Annotated in this window: 18 protein-coding genes; 5 read left to right on the top strand and 13 right to left on the bottom strand. The window is 40.5% G+C overall.

What is annotated here, in order from left to right:
- Positions 1-401: 401 nt before the first annotated feature.
- The 5 genes from urtE to urtA form a co-directional block, all read right to left on the bottom strand.
- Positions 402-1091 carry an urea ABC transporter ATP-binding subunit UrtE gene (gene urtE, locus QZU45_RS08625; protein WP_074944583.1) on the bottom strand — a complete coding sequence of 230 codons (690 nt, stop codon included), beginning with the start codon at positions 1089-1091 and terminating at the stop codon, positions 402-404.
- A gap of 14 nt (positions 1092-1105) precedes the next feature.
- Positions 1106-1849, bottom strand: a complete 744-nt coding sequence (gene urtD, locus QZU45_RS08620) for an urea ABC transporter ATP-binding protein UrtD (protein ID WP_278513914.1) — start codon at positions 1847-1849, stop codon at positions 1106-1108.
- Positions 1842-3101, bottom strand: coding sequence for an urea ABC transporter permease subunit UrtC (urtC, locus tag QZU45_RS08615; RefSeq protein WP_295354185.1), 1260 nt, complete (start codon positions 3099-3101; stop codon positions 1842-1844). Before urtC ends, urtD begins: the two co-directional genes overlap by 8 nt.
- A 13-nt stretch (positions 3102-3114) precedes the next feature.
- A complete protein-coding gene (gene urtB, locus QZU45_RS08610) occupies positions 3115-4041 on the bottom strand; it encodes an urea ABC transporter permease subunit UrtB (RefSeq protein ID WP_074944580.1) in 927 nt (308 codons plus the stop codon).
- Between the two features lie 62 nt (positions 4042-4103).
- Positions 4104-5327 (bottom strand): urea ABC transporter substrate-binding protein, encoded by a 1224-nt coding sequence (urtA, locus tag QZU45_RS08605; protein WP_074944578.1) that lies wholly within the window; start codon positions 5325-5327, stop codon positions 4104-4106.
- Positions 5328-5669: 342 nt separating this feature from the next.
- On the opposite strand from urtA, the gene QZU45_RS08600 reads away from it, so the two are divergent.
- The gene (locus QZU45_RS08600) at positions 5670-9002 is read left to right on the top strand and encodes an ATP-binding protein (protein ID WP_295354179.1); all 3333 of its coding nucleotides are present in this window, start codon (positions 5670-5672) and stop codon (positions 9000-9002) included.
- A gap of 157 nt (positions 9003-9159) precedes the next feature.
- The gene (locus QZU45_RS08595; protein WP_295354176.1) at positions 9160-10029 is read left to right on the top strand and encodes a DNA-binding response regulator; all 870 of its coding nucleotides are present in this window, start codon (positions 9160-9162) and stop codon (positions 10027-10029) included.
- A gap of 120 nt (positions 10030-10149) precedes the next feature.
- Here the strand turns inward: QZU45_RS08595 and QZU45_RS08590 are convergent, their stop codons facing one another.
- The 8 genes from QZU45_RS08590 to rppH all read right to left on the bottom strand — a co-directional run bounded on the left by QZU45_RS08590 (position 10150) and on the right by rppH (position 18910).
- On the bottom strand, positions 10150-11169 hold the full coding sequence (locus QZU45_RS08590) for a formamidase (protein ID WP_074942799.1): 1020 nt from the start codon (positions 11167-11169) through the stop codon (positions 10150-10152).
- Between the two features lie 373 nt (positions 11170-11542).
- The gene (locus tag QZU45_RS08585) at positions 11543-12484 is read right to left on the bottom strand and encodes a MurR/RpiR family transcriptional regulator (RefSeq protein WP_295354172.1); all 942 of its coding nucleotides are present in this window, start codon (positions 12482-12484) and stop codon (positions 11543-11545) included.
- Positions 12485-12488: 4 nt separating this feature from the next.
- Positions 12489-13652 carry an N-acetylglucosamine-6-phosphate deacetylase gene (gene nagA / locus QZU45_RS08580; protein WP_295354170.1) on the bottom strand — a complete coding sequence of 388 codons (1164 nt, stop codon included), beginning with the start codon at positions 13650-13652 and terminating at the stop codon, positions 12489-12491.
- A 31-nt stretch (positions 13653-13683) separates the two neighbouring features.
- A complete protein-coding gene (locus QZU45_RS08575) occupies positions 13684-15024 on the bottom strand; it encodes a DEAD/DEAH box helicase (protein ID WP_295354168.1) in 1341 nt (446 codons plus the stop codon).
- Positions 15024-15290, bottom strand: coding sequence for a succinate dehydrogenase assembly factor 2 (locus QZU45_RS08570; protein ID WP_295354165.1), 267 nt, complete (start codon positions 15288-15290; stop codon positions 15024-15026). Before QZU45_RS08570 ends, QZU45_RS08575 begins: the two co-directional genes overlap by 1 nt.
- On the bottom strand, positions 15290-16084 hold the full coding sequence (locus tag QZU45_RS08565; protein ID WP_295354162.1) for a thymidylate synthase: 795 nt from the start codon (positions 16082-16084) through the stop codon (positions 15290-15292). Before QZU45_RS08565 ends, QZU45_RS08570 begins: the two co-directional genes overlap by 1 nt.
- A 16-nt stretch (positions 16085-16100) precedes the next feature.
- Positions 16101-18377 (bottom strand): phosphoenolpyruvate--protein phosphotransferase, encoded by a 2277-nt coding sequence (gene ptsP / locus QZU45_RS08560; protein ID WP_295354159.1) that lies wholly within the window; start codon positions 18375-18377, stop codon positions 16101-16103.
- Between the two features lie 2 nt (positions 18378-18379).
- On the bottom strand, positions 18380-18910 hold the full coding sequence (rppH, locus tag QZU45_RS08555; protein ID WP_295354155.1) for an RNA pyrophosphohydrolase: 531 nt from the start codon (positions 18908-18910) through the stop codon (positions 18380-18382).
- A gap of 157 nt (positions 18911-19067) precedes the next feature.
- Here rppH and QZU45_RS08550 point away from each other — a divergent pair, with 157 nt between their 5' ends.
- The 3 genes from QZU45_RS08550 (at position 19068) to QZU45_RS08540 (ending at position 21692) form a co-directional block, all read left to right on the top strand.
- A complete protein-coding gene (locus tag QZU45_RS08550; protein WP_295354151.1) occupies positions 19068-19766 on the top strand; it encodes a DNA mismatch repair protein MutH in 699 nt (232 codons plus the stop codon).
- Positions 19767-20195: 429 nt separating this feature from the next.
- The gene (locus tag QZU45_RS08545) at positions 20196-20519 is read left to right on the top strand and encodes a hypothetical protein (RefSeq protein ID WP_074840889.1); all 324 of its coding nucleotides are present in this window, start codon (positions 20196-20198) and stop codon (positions 20517-20519) included.
- 588 nt (positions 20520-21107) lie between these two features.
- A complete protein-coding gene (locus tag QZU45_RS08540) occupies positions 21108-21692 on the top strand; it encodes a hypothetical protein (RefSeq protein WP_295354147.1) in 585 nt (194 codons plus the stop codon).
- Positions 21693-21807: the final 115 nt, after the last annotated feature.

The raw sequence follows: 21807 nt of genomic DNA, 5'->3' as shown, positions 1-21807 counted from the left end.
ATGCCTGAAGAGTGGAAACTCACTGCAGTCAATAAATTCAGAGATACTTAGCGTGATTTTATCTTTCATCAACATCAGCATGCTCTCTTCAATGTGCAAGAATTACTTTGGGATTATGGCTAAGCTTAAAAAGAGGAATTGCCTGTTTATCAATTCTCAAGCTTAACTGCACATCCTTTGTATTTGCTGAAGCAATACTGAAGTTCTCAGTTGCATCAAGGAATACTCGATCACAGATTTAAAAAAAACTGTTTGACTTCATTGAGTCAAACTGTTGTAGAACCTCTCCTAGCAAGAGAGATTTACGGTTACTGAAAGATCTTCCGACTTTAATTGGGAAGATCGTCAGTATGAATAACATTAGGGGTGTTAAAAATGCTTAACACCCTAGGTATGCTTATTTATACAGATAAAAATGAAGATACAACATTCTCATCTGTAGAGTCTCGAGGAGAATCATATACAATAGAGCCATGTTCCATTACAACAATTCTGTCGGCAACATCCAAAGCAAAACTTAAAACCTGCTCTGAAACAAAAATTGTCAATCCTCTCTGATCTCGTATCTTTCTTAAGGTCCTTGCCATCTCCTTGATAATAGATGGCTGAATACCTTCTGTTGGTTCATCAAGAACAAGCAGTTTAGGATTGCTTGCAAGAGCTCTGGCAATTGCCAGCTGCTGTTGCTGACCGCCTGAAAGATTACCGCCTTTTCTGTGTTCGAACTCCTTTAAAATCGGAAAAGTCTCAAACAGATCTTCAGGGATATGCTTTGATTTTGTCACGGTAAGACCGGTTTCAATATTCTCCTTCACACTCATGCTGGAGAAAATCATTCTGCCCTGAGGTACAAATCCAATTCCAGAGGCTACTCTCTTGTAGCTTTTGGTATGAATAAGATCCTGTCCGTCCAGAATACATTCTCCCTTCTGTGCTGGAATCATTCCGATTATTGACTTCATTAAAGTGGTCTTACCCATTCCGTTACGACCAAGCAGTGCCACGATTTCACCTTTTTTTATCTTTAAGTTAAGGTTTCTGATTACACAGCTGTCTCCATATGAAACCTTATAATCTTTTAACTCAAGCATAATAGGCTCCTTTTTTACTGACCAAGATAAACATCAATAACCTTCTGGTTTTTCTGAATAGACTGCATGCTACCCTCTGCCAGAAATTTTCCCTGATGAAGAACTGTGACCCTATCTGCAATATGCTCGACGAACTTCATGTCATGCTCAATCACAATTACACTTCTGTTCTTGGTAATGTTTTTTAACAGTTCTGCTGTTTTCTCTCTTTCTGCTACCGACATTCCGGCAACAGGTTCATCCAGCATCAGAAGCTTTGGATTCTGAATCAGCAGCATTCCAATCTCCAGCCACTGTTTCTGACCATGGCTTAGAAGGCTTGCCTTTACATCAAGCTTGTCATCAAGGTAAATCATCCTTGCAATCTCTTTTACCTTGTTTATAACCTCATCAGTACGCTTGAAGAACAAAGCTCCAAAGACTCTTTTTCCCTTTGGATAGGAAAGCTCAAGATTCTCAAAAACACTAAGAGCTTCATAGATTGAAGGATTCTGAAACTTTCTTCCTACACCGGCTTCAACAATCTCATGCTCCTTGAGCTTTGTAAGTTCAAGATCATGGAATTTAATTGAACCGGATGTTGCCTTGGTCTTTCCGCAGATTAGGTCCAACACGGTTGTTTTGCCAGCTCCATTTGGTCCGATGATTACTCGGATTTCGCCTTCATCCACATAGAAAGAAAGATCATCAACAGCTTTGAAACCATCAAATGAAACGGTCAGATCCTCTACTGAAAGGACGATATCTTTCTTACTCATGAGACTTCTCCTTTGCTGCATTTAAAACAGCTAACTTTCTTAATGAATCTTCACTTAAAAACTGTCTGCTTACGGACATGAATGAGTCCGTCATTGATGAATTTCTAAGTTCTTCGATAACTCGGTTATGCTCTGCTCTCAGTCTTTCAATGGAGCTTTCAATCTTTGAATCAATAAGCTTAAAGAAAGGGACAATGTAATCGTTATAGATTCCTGACAGTCCATTTGGGAAGAACAGAACTACACCGATAAACAATGCGCCCATTGCAAAAAGCCATAATTCAGGGAAATTCTCGGAGACAGCTGTTTTAGCAGAGCTGACCAGAAGAGTTCCATAAATTGCACCGAAGATTGAAAGTCTTCCTCCTACAGCACAAAAGATAACCAGCTCAATAGAAGCTACAATACCCACAAAGCTAGGAGACATAAAACCAACCTGCAGTGTGAACAGAGCTCCGCCAATGGCAGAAAGTGCAGCAGAAAAACAGAAGATAAAAATCTTAAAGTTAGCTACATCATATCCAGAGAATCTAACGCGCTCCTCCTCATCTCGAATTGCAACCAGAAGTCTACCAAGCTTACTTTTTGCCAGAAGACAGGTTATATAAACTGTTACAATCAGTGTTATTGCACATAGGTTGTAGAGAATAGCCTTAGCATGGTCAGTTCTGATGTCAAATCCAAGACAGGTTCTCAAATCAGTAATACCGTTCACACCACCGGTATAGCCCTGCTGACCGATAATCAGAATGGTTAGGATTGAAGCAATGGCCTGAGTGATAATTGAGAAATAAACACCCCCAACTCTTCTTTTGAACAGAGCCACCCCCAGCAGATAAGCAAACAGGGTTGGAACTGCAATCATTAGGATCATGGTCAGAGGAAAGCTCTTAAATGGCTCCCAGAATAAAGGCAACTCAGTAATCTGGTTCCAGTCCATAAAATCAGGAATACCAGGAGTGGTCTGAATTGCTGTAGCCTCAGGGCTTGATGCTTCAAGTTTTAGGAACATGGCCATGCAGTACCCGCCTAGACCGAAGAATATACCCTGACCAAGACTTAGGATGCCACAGTAGCCCCAGCACATAACCAAACCAATTGCCACAAAGGCATAGCTTAAATACTTACCTACCAGATTCAGTCTGAACACATCAAGACTTGCAGGCATAACAATAAGTAGCAATACAGTCAGTACCAGAAGATTCAAGAGGGTACTCTTACTACTTTGAGCTGATAGTAAATGACTTCTCATAATAATTCTCCTTTTATCTTCTTACCTTTACACTAAACAGTCCCTGAGGTCTTATCATAAGGATTCCTACAACAAACAGCAGGGTTAAAACCTTTGCCATGGAACCGCTCATGAAGAACTCCATAACACTCTGAGCCTGAGCAATACCGAAAGCAGAAGCAACTGTACCAATCAGGGTTCCAGCACCACCGAAAACAACTACCAGGAAGGTATCTACAATATAGAGCTGACCTGCAGTTGGACCAGTTGAACCAATCATGGTAAAGGCACAGCCTGCAACACCTGCAATACCACATCCTATTGAGAAGGTGATTCTGTCAATAAAAGCAGTGTTAATACCTACAGCTCCTGCCATCTTTCGGTTTAGAACAACAGCACGCAGCTGGCAGCCAAGACGGGAGCGGTACATGATAAAGTAAACAGCCAGAGTTACGATTACGGTCAAACCAAGAACAAACAGGCCATTGATCGGAATTTCTATAGAATCACCCAATGTCAGTGACCCCATCAGCCAGTCAGGAAGTGTTACACCTACCTCACGGGCACCGAATACTGAACGGTAAAGCTGCTGTAAAATCAGGCTCAAGCCCCAGGTTGCAAGCAGAGTATCAAGAGGTCTTGAATAGAGGTGTCTTATAAGCAGCCATTCAAAAAATGCACCTGCGGCCGCAGTTACAATAAATGAAAAGAACAGTGCAATAAAAAAGTAGATTCCATATAAACCAGGAAACATTGTTTCAAAAACATGGGAGGTCAGATAGGTAATATATGCGCCTAGAATCATAAATTCGCCATGAGCCATGTTGATAACGCCCATCTGACCGAAAATAATAGCTAGTCCCAAAGCCATCAGTAGAAAAACCGAAAATAGACTCAGACCGGCAAAGCCCTGCATAGCGAAAATCGAGGCTAATTCACTGAAACTGTAATCCGAAAACATAATAAACACCTCTCTGTATATAGGCTTTTAATACTGAGGGCCTAAGCCCTCAGTGAGTTTTATTATTGATATCCAGCTGGGAAAGGATTTGGCTCAATCATGTCAGACTGATAGACAACCTTGAACATACCATCCTTCTGGCCTTGACCTACCACAGTCTTCATCCACAGATGGTGGTTATCGTGAATTTTAACTGGACCGTTAGGTGCGTCTGCGAACTCAACGCCAGGTAGACTCTTTTTCAGCTTATCAATGTCGAATGAACCTGCCTTTTCAACAGCGAACTTCCATAACCATGGGCCAAGGTAAGCGGATTCGGTAACATCACCGATAACACTCTTGTCACCCCACATCTTCTTGAACTCAGCAACAAACTTCTTATTGCTCTCGTTATCCATTGACTGGAAGTACTTGGTAATTGAGTAAGCGCCTTCATAGTTTTCACCACCGATACCTAAAACCTCATCCTCGGTAACAGAGGTTGACATCAGTAATGGCTTCTCGGCAGTTAAGTCAATACCTGCAGCCTTAAGCTGTTTGTAGAAGGACACGTTAGAACCGCCAACTACAATTGAGAAGATCGCATCAGGCTTCTTGAGCTTGAACTTGTTGATCACAGAGTTGAACTGAGTATGTCCTAATGGATAGTATTCCTCTCCAACTACAGTACCGCCGTTCTTTTCAATATGCTTTCTGGCAATCTTGAAGGAAGTACGAGGCCAGATATAATCAGAACCGATAAGATAGAAGGTCTTAGCTCCCTTGTTCTTCATTACCCAGTCAAGACCAGCAAGAATCTGCTGAGTTGCTTCCTGTCCGGTATAGATAATATTGTCTGACTGCTCCAGTCCTTCGTAGAAGGTTGGATAGAACAGCATGTTGTTGTACTGTTCAAAGATAGGAAGTACAGCTTTACGAGATGCTGAAGTCCAGCAGCCGAACACTGCGGCAACCTTGTCGTTTACAATCAGTTTCTGTGCCTTTTCAGCATAAGTAGGCCAGTCACTTGCGCCATCTTCCTGAACGAACTCAATCTTTCTGCCAAGCACACCACCGCTTGCATTTATCTGTTCAATCGCAAGCTTCTCAGCCTCAACTGAACCGGCCTCACTTAAAGCCATGGTACCGGTGATGGAGTGCAGAATACCAACTTTGACAGTATCTGCTGTAACAGCCAGACCAGTAGTGTTTGCATCATCTGCGTATGCAGAAGTTATATTCATGCTCAGTAATGCTGCCATACCAATGGCCTGACACATTTTCTTAACAGTATTTGATTTCTTCATATCTCTTCTCCATTTAGCGGTAGTCAATCTACCTGTGGTAATTATTAAATAATGACCAAGGTCACAGAAAGGCGACAAATGCACTATTGACATACGTTAAATTACGTATCCGCAATTTCACTTGGATTGTGCACAATACGGAGGCACAAGGCTCCCATTTTTATGCATTTAATGCAGATTTAGTGCAGAGAAAATGAATCAAAAACTGTGATGCTAGAATACAAAAAATTGATGAGGTAAATAAGAATTAGTAAATTAGTCCTGAATTCACGAAGATCATATAACAAATATGTTGCAAACCAGACTCTTGAGGATTACAGTCTTCGCTATACAGCTAGATCCGTGAGAAAACTTGATGTATCCTCAGTGGTTATGACCTCCATTGGCTCAATAAGCTTTCTGGCTCTTGAGGTAATTGGTGCAAACATTGCTATTTTCTACGGCTTAAATCACCTGATTTTAGCGCTTTTAATTACTGTTCCTCTAATTTTTGTCCTTTCACATCCAATTGCAAAATACGCTTCGATTCATCATATTGATATTGATCTACTGACAAGAGGTGCAGGTTTCGGATATATAGGATCTTCAATAACATCACTGATCTATGCCACCTTCACCTTCATATTTATGGCACTGGAATCTGCAATTCTGGCAAAGATGCTCAATATCACTCTGGGAATGAATCTCTCCTTAGGCTATCTGTTATGTTCACTGGTTATCATTCCTCTGGTAATGCATGGCTTCAGCTTTATCAGCAGGCTTCAGAAATATACAGAACCTGTATGGGCTGTACTTCAGATACTGGCAGTTTACGGTCTTATCAGAATGTCCGGCGAATGTTCTCAGGGCTTTAGCTCCGTTTTCGAGCAAGACAGTTTTAATGCTCTTTATTTAGGGTACTCAATATGTATTGTTTTAGCCCTTATCTCACAGATAGGAGAACAGGTCGATTACATCAGATTCATGCCCGAATATGTAAAGTCCAAAAGGAAGGCTATTATTTTCGGAACAATGATCTCAGGTCCATTATGGATTGTACTGGGTGGTCTTAAAATTCTTATAGGAGCCTTACTGGCAGTAATGCTTATCGCCAAAAGTGCGGACTACATGGTGGCCACAGATCCGACATATATGTATATGTCAGCCTTCAGCAAACTCTATGACAACCATGCACTTGTAATGTTTCTTACAATTTTCTTTGTTGCTGTTTCTCAGATAAAAATCAATGTAACCAACGGTTACGCCGGATCTATTGCCTGGTCAAATTTCTTTGCCCGAATGACTCATACCCACCCGGGTCGTATAGTCTGGGTATTCTTCAATGTATTTATCTCATGGCTGCTTTTGATATGCGGTGTCTATGAGATCGCAACTACGGTACTGAATCTTTACTCGATTCTTGCAATCTCCTGGTGTGCCTCCCTATCAGCAGATTTATCCATAAATAAAAGAATCGGTCTAAGCCCTAAAGAAATCGAGTTTAGGAGATCAAAACTATATGACATTAATCCTGTGGGCTTTATTTCAATGTTCATAGGGGTACTTATAGGAACTGCCGCCTACACAGGATTATTCGGAAGCTACTGTGAAGCATACTCTGCAGTAATCGCACTGGTGGTAGCCTATGTTCTTACTCCTGTAATAGCTTATGCAACCGGTGGCAGATATTATCTGAACAAAGAAACTTCGAATGAGAAAACACATAACCAGACACTGCATAATGAAAATAAAAACGACAGGATCTGCAATATCTGCGGCAACAGTTTTAATCATGAGGATCTCTGCTACTGCCCTTACTATAAAAAACAGATCTGCTCTCTGTGCTGTACTCTGGAATCAGGATGTAATGGAAAATGCCGTAAAGAAGCTCTTATAACCAATCAGATATGTGCTATCTTTCCTTTTCTGAAACAATATCCTCTGGTTTTCTTTATCTTCAGACTGTTAGGCTTTATGACAGTATTCTCCCTTATAAACCTCTCGATACTGTATATTGGCTTCAGTTCATTTGAATCAAGTTCACTAGGCAGACTCTTTGGAAACACAGTTTTTCTGAAGTGCTTTATCCTGATTGAAATTGTAACCGGTATTTTTACAATGCTGTTTGTACTGGTATCAGACAGCAGAAATCTGGCTCAGGAGCAGACTGAAAAAAATCACAAGGCTCTGGAAAATGAGATTGAGGAAAGAATAAAGGTTCAGCACCAGCTTGTAGAATCCAAAAGGAATGCGGATGCGGCAAATATGGCTAAAAGCCGTTATCTGTCAGGAATCAGTCATGAACTGAGAACTCCGTTGAACAGTATATTAGGTTACTGTCAGATACTATCATCAAATAAGAACACCTCAAATGATTCTTCTGCAAAGGGACTGAATATTATCTCAAGAAATGCGGAATATCTATGTTCTTTGATTGAAGGTCTTCTGGATATTTCAAAAATAGAAATCGGCAAACTTGACCTCAACATGAGAAAGATAAGAGTTGAACCTCTGCTCAAAGATCTGATCATGTATTTTAGAACCAAAGCCCAAAACAAGAATCTGATTTTTGAGTATATCGAGCATTCCCATCTGCCAGCATTCGTCAAAACAGATGAAAACCGACTAAGACAGATACTGACAAATCTCTTATCAAATGCTGTGAAGTATACGCCTAAGGGAAAGGTAACCTTCGAGGTTAGCTACAGAAGTGATGTCGCCCTGTTTGTGGTAAAAGATACAGGAATTGGTATTGCCAAAAAAGATCTGAAAAGAATCTTTGAGCCTTTTACAAGGACCGATTCCGCAAAAAAATGCAATTCCGGTTCAGGTATAGGTCTTACTATTACCAACCTGCTTTCCGTAGTTATGGGGGGTGAGCTTACAGTAGAAAGCACGGTAGGTGAAGGAAGTGAATTCAGGCTGAAGATTTATCTTCCAAGGGAAAATCCTGATAAGGAGGAAATGAAGAATTACAGCAGAGTAATTGGCTATAAGACAGAAGACAAAAAGAAAATCAGGATTCTGACAGTGGATGACAATGAGGATCATCGTGTCATCATCAGAACACTGCTCTCCCCACTTGGCTTTGAAATTGGAGAGGCCAATGGATTTGATTCGGCAATGAAACTTATTGGAAAAGAGAATTTTGATCTATTCTTTGTTGATTATTCCATGCCAGGACATAACGGACTCTATCTAGCTAAAAATCTTCGCAAACGAGGGATCAGTGCACCGATTATAATGGTCTCAGCAAATGCTTCTGAGCTTAGAGTAAATGACAGTCACGACAGACGTGTCTATGATTTTCACATCGTTAAACCTTTTAGAAAAGAACAGCTTCTGGATGCTATTGTTCACTTTCTGCCGATCGATTATATCTGTCAGGATCACCTTTCTGACTCTTCTTTATCAGAGTCTATCAGAAGAGTAACTGATAAAGGACCCACAGATAATGGATGCAATTGCAATGAGCAAGATAAAACAGCAGATAAGACAGAACAGGAAGCTGATGCTCAAAAGCTTAAGGAACAACTTAAAGCCTACCTCGAAACAGGTTTTATTAAAGGAGTTCTCAACAATCTTGATACCCAGTATAGTCTTGGTTTGATAAACGAGGAGGCATTCAAGAAATACAAGAACAAAGCGGAACGATTTGATTTTGAATACATAAGAAATGCTTTACATAACAGCTGAACTATTCACAAGCTCAGCAGCTTCGCCTTAGCTACAAACTACATGACATTTATATAAGAATATTTAACACGTATTGAAGGATACGAGCTAACAGTTTGGAAAGGAGAATGTATCCTCAAAAGACATAATATGCAGACGAGGATTACAGAACACTATTATGAACAATTTAATGCAGAAACTAATTCTGATAGTTGATGATGATCCAGATTCCGTTTGTATGCTTAACGAAGCTTTAGATACGGAAGGTTTTTCTGTTCTGGTAGCTTTAAGCGGAACTCAGGCATTATCTATTCTCAGCAGAATAACCCCTGATCTGATTCTTCTTGATGCTGTAATGCCGTCAATGGATGGCTTTGAAACCTGTAAACGTATCAAAGATAATCCCCGTCTTACAGAGATTCCTGTTATCTTTATGACAGGCCTGGACTCGGACAGCAATGTAAGCCAGAGCTTTGAGTGCGGAGCCGTGGATTATATTCAAAAGCCGATCAGGATCGTCGAGTTGGTAAAGAGAATCAATCTGCATATTGATAAATCAAAAGTGATGCTCTCCACCAAATTTCTACTAGATTCAAATGGGCTGTCATCCTTTCTTGTAGATAAATCATGCGTCATTAAATGGTATACCCCGGATGCAATGCATCTGCTTGAACAGTGCGGCTTTGACAAGATGACCTTCTCATCAAAGATACAGTCTGTGCTAAATCCGATGATCCAGAAGGCAGAAATCGGAAAATATATAACCATTGACAGTAATTCACAGTCTGCTGAGCGTATCACTATTACCCTGTCCCAGATAAATGATGAAGGATTTATATTTGCTGTTAAGCGGGATCAGAATGTCAATAAGGTTGAAATCCTAAAACAAAAGTTCTCTCTGACACAACGAGAAGCTGAAATTCTATACTGGGTATGCCAGGGAAAATCAAATAAGGATATGGCGATAATTCTTGATATCAGCCCAAGAACAGTAAACAAACATCTTGAGGCCATATTCTCGAAAATGATGGTTGAGAACAGAAAATGATGGTTGAGAACAGAACAACTGCGGCTAATATGGCGTTAAATTCTCTGCTCTCAAATTCATAGTCATTCTTAAAAAAAAACAGAGAGCATTTTAAGCTCTCTGCTAAAGTGAATGTAATGACTATTTAACTTTTAAGCTGTCTGGCATAGGACCGTACTGACCACCGTTTGGATAGTACTTCCAGCCATCACGGATCTTAATCTTCTCATCCCATGGCAGCTTGTATTTGCCTTCAGCCAGGTCCTTAACCCAGGTCAGGTAGTTTGCCTTCTCGCCACCTGGTTTGCCAACATAAGCACGGCAGCCAAGGTTGAAGATATTGTTCTCAAGAGCCCAGTTCTCACGAGCCTTATCAGCCATACGAGGGAAGAGTTCTGCGGTAACAATTTCCCAAGGATTTCTCTGACCCTGCTGAATTACGTTACCGTCATAGTTACAGATTGTACCTTCACCGAAGTAATAGAAGACGTTATCGTAACCTGCCAGGTTTACGGCAACTGTATACATCAGGTTCTGCCATGCATTGGTTCTGTTAGTGATAATCCACTGATCGTTAACCTGTGTTGAGTAACCGGAAATTCTGATATATACGTTACATCCTTTATATGCAGCCTCTCTAGCTAGCTCAGGGAACATACCGTCGTGACAGATACAAACTGCTAATTTAGCACCCTTAGGGCCATCACATACAGGCATACCAAGATTACCAGGAGCCCATGGTTCTACTGGAACCCATGGCTGTAACTTACGGTAATGCAGAGCAATTTCCCCCTTATCATTGATAATGATAGCTGTATTATATGGAGCGCCACCTTCAGGATTTTTCTCCATAATACTGAATACCCCCCAGACCTGGCTCTTCTTACATGCTTCTTTGAAACAGCCAACTTCTGGACTGTCTAAGGTTAATAGCATTTCATCGTAGGACCAGATTGAAGTATTCAGGCCCTGAGTTGAATACTCTGGAAATACAATCAGATCTAAACCAGGATAACCTGCTTTGGTATTAGCGACTGCCTTGCAGATTTTCTCAACATTTACCTTGATATCAGCAGGACCTGTTACAACAGGTACTGGATACTGAATTGCTGCAACTAATAGAGATTCTTCCCATGAACTTACTGAACCTGTACTACCCATAATAATCACCTCTTACTAATACTGATGGTTAAACTTGGAAAGTTGTTTCAACCTTCTCTGGGTTCTATTATTAGATTTTCGGAGTAGCTTATGAATCAGCAGAACACACTATTCACATACGCAAAATAACGTATAAAAGCTTTTGATTTTATATCGATGAATTAGAGAAAAATAACTAAAGCATATGATTAACCATATGTTATACAAAGAATTATTTTAAAAAGGAAGATTAAAGAAATGCGGTATCTGCAGGAGAGTAATCTAGCCTGTTAGAGTCACAGCTCATGGCTCTAACAGTTGCTATTGACCTGTAAAATTATCAGCGAATGGTTCTGATTACTTCAAAAAAACATTCTCCAATAAAGACTTTTTATCAGTATCTCCAGTCTAAGGTTGTAATAGGTGCACCAGGTTTGATAGAACCGTCATCAACCTCTTCCTTTGCAGGAGGTACATCATCCTCAGGGGCTATCTCGTAGGCATAGGCCTTCTTTCTGGCATGAACAACCTTGTCTTTGAGATCAGAGATTGCAATACCGCGACGAAGCATCACTCCACCAATAATCATCTGAGATAAAAGCAGCAATGATAAGCGGTTGCTGAAAACAGAATCATTGGCAATATCAATACTGTCGGAAGACTTTAAGATGAGATCAACCTTTTCAGAGAGTTTGGATTCGTCAGGACAAACACCAATCAGACAGGCACTGTTGGCCTTGATAATTTCAACCATATCAAGGATATCCTTGTTGCAGCCTGTAGATGAGAAGGATATAACCACATCACCAAGACGCAGGGTTGATAGAGCCAGCAGCATTGAATTTCTGTCAGTGTAGGATTCACATGCAAAACCAAGATTTAGCATTCTGGTGACAAAATCAACGGCTATAAATGAGGATAAGCCCTGAGATAAAACCACAATGCGATGAGACTGACTTACCACATCAATAACACGGGCAAGCATTGACTCATCAACGTTTCTTTCGGTTGCAGATACACTCACCTTGGCACCGTCAATTACCTTTGAGGCGATGTCTCCTACAGTATCTCCCTGCTTAACACTCTCAATTTTTTTAAGATTCTGAGATGAAACTAGAGAACTTAACACAAGCTTGAATGCAGGAAAGCCTTCTGCGCCGAAACGCTTACAGAATCTGAATACAGAAGGTTCTGAAACTCCTGCTCTTTTGGCCAGCTGAGCAATATTCTCGTTAATGACAGAAGCAGGATTCTTCAGAATAATTGATGCTAATTTACGTTCTGATTTTGTCAGTTCTGTTTCATTTGCAATTCTGTCTAAAATATTTGAAGCCATAATCTTAAATCAACTCTAAACTATTCTTTACGTATCCGTTCTGCACCACATACTGAATCTTAAACTCATCATCAAATACAACCATATCGGCAATGAAACCGCCTTCGATACGACCGTATTCATTAAGACCTAAAGCTCTGGCAGGAGCAGTACTTGCGGCATAGAGAGCATCATCCAGAGAGAAACCACAGCTTTGAACCAGGAACTTAACACCATCAAACATAGAGATAGTGGTACCGGCAAAAGAGCCTTTTGCATCAATAAGACCACGCTTGTGATCAACAAAGATTTCGGTTCCACCTAGGACAAAGCTTGCTGGAGCTTTGGACATTCCAGCTACAGACTGAGCATCAGAAACAATGTAGAATCTATCACCCAAAACCTTATGAGCAAGATTTACAAGTGCAGGATGTACATGTTTTCCGTCTGCAATAACAGAAGCAAAAACTTTTTCACTCTGAAGAGTTGCACCAACCAGACCAGGCTCTCGTCCGACAGGAGCCTTCATTCCGTTAAACAGATGGGTAACGTTAGTAATACCAGCCTTGAACGCCTGCATAGCCTCATAGTAGGTTGCGGAACTGTGACCTATAGAGAGTTTTATACGATTGGATAACAGTTCAACAATGCCTTTAGGTCTTACAACCTCTGGAGCAATTGTCACATAGGCAATAGCATCTCTGTTCTCAAGAAAGAAATCAAAATCTGCAGGAGCATATGGACGTATGTAGCCAGAAGGCTGAAATCCTGGATGAGAACTTGAAATAAAAGGACCTTCCATGTGCAGACCAGGACATACTGTAGGATGCTTTTCTTTAAACTCAGCAACCGCAGCGATAGCTTTTGAAAGGTTCTCTCTTGGTCCGGAAATCATGGTAGGAACAAAGGTTGTAGTTCCGTGAGAGGTCTGCCAGCGACGCATTGATTCCAATGTATCAATGGATGGGTTCTGGGCAAAAGATACACCGGCGCATCCGTTTACCAGAAGGTCAATAAAGCCAGGACAGACATGACAGCCCTTAACATCAATTTCTTCAGCTGTACCGTCTTCAAGAAGAGCTGGACTCATAGGAACAATTCTATGATCCATAATTGCAACGGTATCAACATCCACAAACTCTTCGGAGGTCAAATGCAACTGAGCATTTCTGATTACGGTAACTGCCATAATAAATCCTTATATCTGAAGGTAGGTTATTTTATTCACTGCGTGCTCTGGCGGCCTTCTTTGCACGCTTTGCTGCAAAGTCAGGTTTGCCCTTATTCTTCTTGTCGCGCAGTCTATTTTTCTTGTGAGGCTTCTTGTCTTCTTCTTTCTTTTTCTTGTCAAAGCCTCCATTACCGCCTACTGAAGCACGGGAACGTTTCTTCTCTGACTGATGATGTCCCATAGTCTTTTCTGTAGGGAACTCAGCACAGACATTCTTAATAGCCCGCTTTTCGATGTCCTTTCCTGTGTAGCGTTCAAGCTTCTCCAGGAAGGAGATTTCATTAGCCATAACCAGAGTGGTTACTACGCCCTTCTCTCCTGCTCTGGCAGTTCTGCCTGCTCTGTGGACATAGATAGCGGCATTGGCCGGCATATCAAAGTTATACACATGAGTTACATCAGGCAGATCAAGACCTCTTGCAGCAACGTCAGTTGCAATCAGAATATCCTTGTCTCCAACGGAGAAATTCTTAAGTGCAGCCTTTCTCTCATTCATGGAAAGATCTCCCTGAATAGAGGCGCACTTGAAGCCCAAACGGCGCAGACTTGCATCAAGTCGCTGTAAACGTTCCTTGGTCTTAACAAAAACGATTGACTTACCTTTAATAGTAGTCAATAGATGGTGAAGAATTCTAATTTTCTGAGGATCTCCTGCTGCATAATATGCGCGGGACTGCAAAAATTCAGGAAGAACCTCATCTTCTTCACCGCCGGCCCCCAGACGTACTTCTATAGGATCGTTTAAAACAGATGAGGCAAACTCTTCGATTCCTGCACCTTCAAGAGTTGCAGAGAACAGCAGAGTCTGATAGCGGTTGTAAAGCTCTCGGGTTATTTTAGCTACATCATCCCTAAAGCCCATGTCCAGCATTCTGTCAGCTTCATCAATCACGTACATTTCAACAGAAGAAGTATCAATCCATCCCTTTTCAATATACTCAATCAGTCGACCTGGAGTTGCAGCAATAATTGAGCTTGGATTTTCTCGCTGAACCTCTCTTGAACCGCCACCGATAATAGTACCGGCTGACAGATCATTAAATCCTCCGATAAGCTCAGAGCAGACACTTTCAACCTGCATTGCAAGTTCTCTGGTAGGCTCCAGAATAATTGCTCGGATACCGCTCTTCTTCTCAAGAGACAGTCTGGCAATGATTGGCAGTAAAAAAGCAGCAGACTTACCGGTACCGGTAGGTGCTCCGCCCAAAATATCAAAACCTTCCAGAGCCTTTGGCAGAACCAGTGTCTGGACAGGGGTTGGTGTTTCCCAACCTAATTTCTTAATGTTCTCAACTAAAAAATCTGGTAGACCTAATTCGGAAAATAGCATTAAACGCCCTCTTTACCCATGCGTGTGGCATGGCATTTTTTAATATAAGCAATCACATCCCTGCGTGACTGTGTATCAGCCATTTCTGTACCGTTGAACCATCTGACAAGCTGAAGATCAGTTGCTTCCAGCAGATCGACATAATCTGCAAGGAACTTTTCGTCACAGTTCTGCAGATCGTTCTCAACAAATGGCAGAAGCATCAGATCGAGCTCGCGCATACCGCGTCTTGACTGCCACTTAACTTTTCCTGTAACTTCAATCATCAGACAGATACAACTCCCTTAATAGCAGGATGTGGATCATACCCTACCAGCTCAAAATCTTCATACTTGTAATCAAAAATAGATGGAGCCTTGCGCAGAATATTCATCTGAGGAAGAGGTCTAGGCTCACGTGTCAGCTGAAGCTGAACCTGCTCAAAATGATTCTTGTAGATGTGGGTATCACCACCAGACCAAACAAAATCGCCATACTCAAGATTGCATTCCTTGGCAATCATCATAGTTAGAAGTGAGTAGCTTGCAATATTGAAAGGGACACCAAGGAACATATCAGCAGAACGCTGATACAGCTGGCAGCTTAACTTTCCGTTTGCGACATAGAACTGATACAGAGTGTGACAAGGAGGCAGAGCCATTCTGTCTACATCTGAAGGATTCCATGCGCATACAATAATACGTCTGGACTCTGGATTGTGCTTTATCATATCAATAGCATTGGAAAGCTGATCGATATGACGTCCGTCTGGAGTTTCAAAATCACGCCACTGCTTGCCGTAAACAGGACCTAAATCACCGTTCTCATCAGCCCATTCATTCCAGATACGAACACCGTTCTCCTGCAGATACTTGATGTTGGTTGAGCCGGAAATGAACCATAAAAGCTCGTGGATAATTGATTTTAAGTGACACTTTTTGGTAGTTACCAGAGGAAAGCCCTTTGAAAGATCAAAACGCATCTGGGTACCGAATATTGATCTGGTACCCGTACCGGTTCTGTCTTCACGGTCAGTTCCCTCTTCCATGATTTTCTTTAATAAATCAAGATATACCTGCACCTGTTGCTCCTAAAAATTAACGATTCTTACCTAATGATAAAGTGTCAATGACTGAATAAAGTCCCTTTGACTTTGCATATTCAATATAAAGTTGCTTGATTTTGACACTTGAGTTTAATGACATTGCCTGCTTACCTACAGCCTGAAGATCCTGAAGGTTAATATTCTTAACGATATATTTAACCATAGAAATCTGAGAGTAGTTCATTGAAAGTCTGGTATAACCCAATGACATCAGCAGCATACAGCCGATTGGGGATCCTGCGATTTCACCGCAGACAGCAATAGGTCTCTGCAGAGAATTTGCTCTGTCGATTAGATACTTGAAGTATCTGACCGCAGCAGGATTAAAAGCATCAAACAACTTTGATACTTTTGGATTTGCTCTGTCAGCAGCAAACAAATATGAAATCAGATCGTTTGAACCGATTGAGAAGAAATCACACTCACTGGCCAGCTCATCGAGCATAAAGGCCACACAAGGAACCTCGATCATCACACCAAATCTTGGGCGTGGAATCTTAGAACCAGTCTCTTCCTCGATTTCATAAAAAGCCTCATTCAGAATTCTCTTAACGATTACAACTTCCTCAAGTCTGGATACCATAGGAATCATAATCTCCAGGTTTCCGAAATCCTTGTTAGCAATAAGCATTGCACGAAGCTGAGTTTTCAGAATGTTTGGCTGATCAATGCAGACTCGAACTCCTCTCCATCCTAATGCAGGATTATTCTCCTCAATTGGAAGATAGGATAGTGACTTATCTCCACCAACATCCAGTGTTCTCATACATACAGGAAGACCTTTGAACTGTGACAGTAGCTTTCTGTACCAGCCCACCTGCTGATCTTCTGATGGCAGAGAATCACACAGCATAAAGGAGATCTCGGTTCGGTATAAACCGATTCCGTCAGTCTGCTCAGGCAGATCGTCATCATCATGATTCAGACCTGCATTAAGCTGAATACAGATTTCCTTGTTGTCCTGAGTAACAGCCTTCTCATACTTTCCCTCATTAAAGAGGTCATTCTGCTTTTTAGATGCAGCTATAAGCTGCATGTACTCATCAATAAGGCTTGATGAAGGATCAATAAGCACCTCTGCATTCTGTCCATCTACAATTATGGTTCTGCCATCAACATCGTTAATATCAATGTTAACGCCGATAACAGCAGGGATACCAAGATCCCTTGCCAGAATTGCGGTATGAGAAGAAGTTGAGCTGTCAATACAGATAAATCCCGCAATCTTATCCTTTGTCATCTCGGCAACCAAAGCCGCAGGCATACTCTGAACGACTAAGACCACTGGAGATGACAGTTCTGTCTCCTTAGGAGCCAGATGGACCAGTCTTGTAATCAGGATTGAGGCGAAATCCCGCATATCCCTAATCTTTTCCTTATGTCCATCATTCTCTGCAGCTTTAATTCTTCTCATGGTTACAACCTTGATGGCAGAAGCTGCAACGTAACCATTTTCAAAAATCTCGTTATCAACCTCATCTTCAAAGGTTGGGTCATCAAGCATACTGCCATAACCTGACATATAGCCTGAGGAAGCCTTTGAATGAGAATTCTCCTGAAGATAGAGATTTGCCCTATCCATTTCCATCTGCAGCTGGAAGATTGTCTGATGGAAAAGCTCTGACTGAATATCCTTCTCATCAGAATACATAATCTGAATGGTTTCAAAGGTTACAGGTGGTTTCCAAACCACCGCCTGAGCAATGGCAATTGAACCGGATCCTGTCTTACCCTTGTAACGGGATACTCGGAAATCCTCATTTTCCTTTATGGTTCTAGTTATGGAAATAATTGAGGCTATCTGAGCTGATAGAGTAATGAGTAAGGTTTCTTCCTGTTCACCGAAAACACGGTTTTCCTTACACTGAATAACCAGAACACCAAGAAGCTCTCCCTGATTGATTACAGGTACACCTAGAAAAGACTGATACTCATCCTCTCCAACATCCGGAAGATATTTGAAATTTGGATGATCCGGAGCATTCGCAAGATTTATGAGTTCCTGTTTCTGAGCCACAAGACCAACCAGACCTTCACCTATCTGCAGCGTTGCCTTGCCGATGGAGTCCTTCTGCAGGCCTTCAGTGGCTGCAAGCTTTAAGATACTCTTTCGGGATGAAAGCAGATAGAGCGAACAGCAATCTGCACTGGTCGCATCCCTTATCAGATCTACAAGTGTATTTATGGCATCCTCAAATGACTTCTTTGAAGATACCTCCTGAATAATTTTACGTAGGGCTAGCAATATTGAGTTCTGACTTTCAGACATAGCTACCTTACCCTCCTCGTTGTTCTGGTATTCTTTTTATAATTCACAGAATGCGGACCGAACAGTGCTACCTGAGAAAAAAAACTCAGCACCTGTCGATACACATCTCTTTTAAATGCAACCACCTGCCGGACCGGATACCAGTAACTTACCCAGCGCCAGTCATCAAATTCAGGATGACCTTTGCGGTTAAATTCAATATGTTCAGATTTATCTTTATTCAAACAGAGTAAATACCATTTCTGTTTCTGTCCGATACATAAAGGTTTCTCATTCCAGCGGACCAGTCTTTTAGGGAGTCTGTACTTAAGCCAAAACTTTGTACTAGCCAGAAGCTTTACATCATTCTTGGTTAAGCCTAACTCCTCATAAAGCTCTCGATACATAGCGTTCTCTGGAGATTCTCCAGAATCAACTCCTCCCTGAGGAAACTGCCAGGAATTCTGCCTGATTCTTCGAGCCCATAAAACCTGACCTGAGCGGTTGCAGATTACAATACCTACATTAGGTCTAAATCCGTCTTTATCAATCACAAAAAACCGCCTGATCTTTATCTTTTAAACTTATTGCAATCTGCAAAGTTATACTGTGTGTTATTATAACAGATAGGGGCCTTACAAAGCTCTTTGTAGATCACGTAAAAACCTTTTTTTAAAACTATTCTTCAGGCATTATTTCCAAGGTTCAGATATGGAGAAGGAAAACAGAAAAAATACAGTTACCACTCCTCCTCATAATTTTGATGAACTAATCGCAAACCTAAATTTCATTGTAGGGAAATCACTGACGGAACTTGCTGAATATGCACGGGTTCCTGTACCAATTGATACTTTGCATGGAAAAGGGTTCACAGGAGAACTTATAGAAAAATGTCTAGGAGCAAGTGCAGCAAATCAATCTATTCCTGATTTTCCAGAACTTGGACTTGAGTTAAAGTCAATTCCGGTTGATGACAATTTATGTCCTCTGGAGTCAACTTTTCTGTGCTATGCGCCTCTCACAGGAATCAGACACTACACTTTTGAAACCTCCCCGCTCTATTCAAAAATCACTCGCGTGCTTTTTGTTCTGATCAGAGCCTCTAGAGACCTGGATTTTAATGAAAGAGTTGTTCTTGGTTATTTCTTCTTCACACCTTCTGAAGACGAACTTAAAACCGTCAAAGAGGACTTCAATGAACTTTACGAGCTGGTAAAAACAGGTAATGTTGAAAGAATCAATGCCCGTATCGGACAGATTATCCAGATGAGACCAAAAGGAGCAAACGGGAAGGTTCTTACAGAATGCATTGGCCCTAAGGGGGAAATTATCCGAACAAGACCAAGAGGTTTTTACATGAGAAGAGGTTTTACACAAAAGCTGATACAAAAGAATCTAGTACAAGATTAGAATATGCAAAAATCGCTGGTATGCTAAAAAGTCACATCTCAATTCACCATAATTGTGCATCCACCTCATCTAACTTAATAATTCGTTTTTTTAATAATCAGTAACATCTTGTTTTATAAGATATTTTTATAAACTAAAATGTTAGTTATAATACTTAATACAGTCTATGTTCCGACACTTTTTCTTAATATTTTTACTTATACTTTCAATAAGTTAACTATATAAAAAGTAAATAATTTTCATTTTTAAATATTTATAAAAATACTTAGTTCGTCACACATTTGATATGTATATATTCTATCTGTTTAAAAATATTACTATTTTTGCACTAATTGGGATTACAATGAAATCGAAATTTAGTGGAGTACCGTTTTAGTGTTTGCTACTTACAAAGATCGGTACTTAACATTTTTAAAGGGGAAATTATCGATGAGCGTTTCTAAGAAATTTACAAAAGACGCAAAGGTAAATGTAACTTTCACTATTAAGAAAGCTGCAGCACAGGGTGCTGTTAAAATTGATCTTCTATGCGAGCACAACGGCTGGCAGGCAGTTGCAATGAAGCCACAGAAGAACGGCACTTTCAAAGGCATGATCACTGTTCCAGAAGGAGAGAAGCCATCATACCAGTACAGATTCAAGTACACATTTGAAGACAATTCTGTAAAGTATGACAATGACTGGGATGCAGAACAGTACGTTTCAAATCCTTTCGGTGGAGACAACTCTGTTTTCTCAGCTGTTCGCGATTAGTAAAAAGCATTTCAAAGAATCAATAGAACCGATGTGATACACCAGCATCGGTTTTTTATTATCTGATAACTACACAATATTAAACCAACTCATCTTCAATAGAGATCCGCATAAATAAAGGTATTGGGCACTAAATACAATAACAAATACAGTAAAAACAGAGCATTAAGATATACAACTTGTAATATTTTCACCTTTCTTCGCTTTTTTCGTTTAATATATGTAAATTCACGATTTTCCAAGCATAATAAAAAACCTCACTATTTTTAAGGCAAGACTAATATCTGTTGTTTAATCGAATTTACAAACAATTTAGATGCCACAATGTCTACAGTACAAAAGCAAACACTGTTTTGGCATACTCTCGTAAATAAATGTGTAACTACATTATTGAAATGTAGTCATAAAATAACAAAATCTGTGATATATACGTCAACTTTGAACAAATTGCCACAAAATACATAAAAGTAGTCCTAACTATTAGGAATTTTTATTTATACTTAAGCTAGAGAGTGAATGATAAGAATCTGATACACAAATAAGAACACAGATTTATTCAAAAGATTTTACAACTAAGAGGTAACTATTATGACAGTAGGTTCAATTTCAACTTCAAATGTAAATGCAATCAAGGGTACCAACTTAGAGGGAATGTCAATACAGATGATGGCTGCTATGGTTATGCTAGAGGTTGGTGCCACTAAAAAGAAAGAAGCAGAATTGAAGATTGCAGATATGAAGGCTCAGAATGATAAAGCTAAAGCGCTGAATGCATTTTTGGATAAACTAAATTCAAAATTAGGTGCTTTTACTAAGGATGAAGATACAGACAAAATAGGACGAGGAAAAGTTCTTAATGAGCTTGCAGATGAGGCAAAATCGTTTGGCCTTGATACAACAGGTTGGAAAGCAAAATGGGTACAGCATGAAATAAGAATAATTACTAAGGTAATTAAACTTCCTGGTCACTATAACTATAAAGCAACAACTGGGGACCAAGCAAGAGCAATTGCCTCACAAATCCAGCACATGGCAGAGAACTGCAACTCCGACAACCAGACTCAGATGGTTAAGCTGCAGGACTTTATGGGACAGTACAACAGCTTTATAAGTGGTGCAAGTGATCAGATCAAGACTGCAAATCAGATCCTGCAGGGCCTTACAAAGAATTAGTATGAGAAATGCAGCTTGTTGAGAATGAGAATACACCGTCAGTAATAGATTTCTTTGATGAGTGTATGCATCAGATAACAACATGCAGTGCAGTTGTATTGATGACAAAAAGATT

It is taken from the genome of uncultured Succinivibrio sp. (assembly GCF_902756765.1).
Lineage (GTDB): Bacteria > Pseudomonadota > Gammaproteobacteria > Enterobacterales > Succinivibrionaceae > Succinivibrio.
The sequence above is the reverse complement of the archived record's forward strand: the minus strand, read 5'-3'. Positions and strand labels throughout refer to the sequence as shown.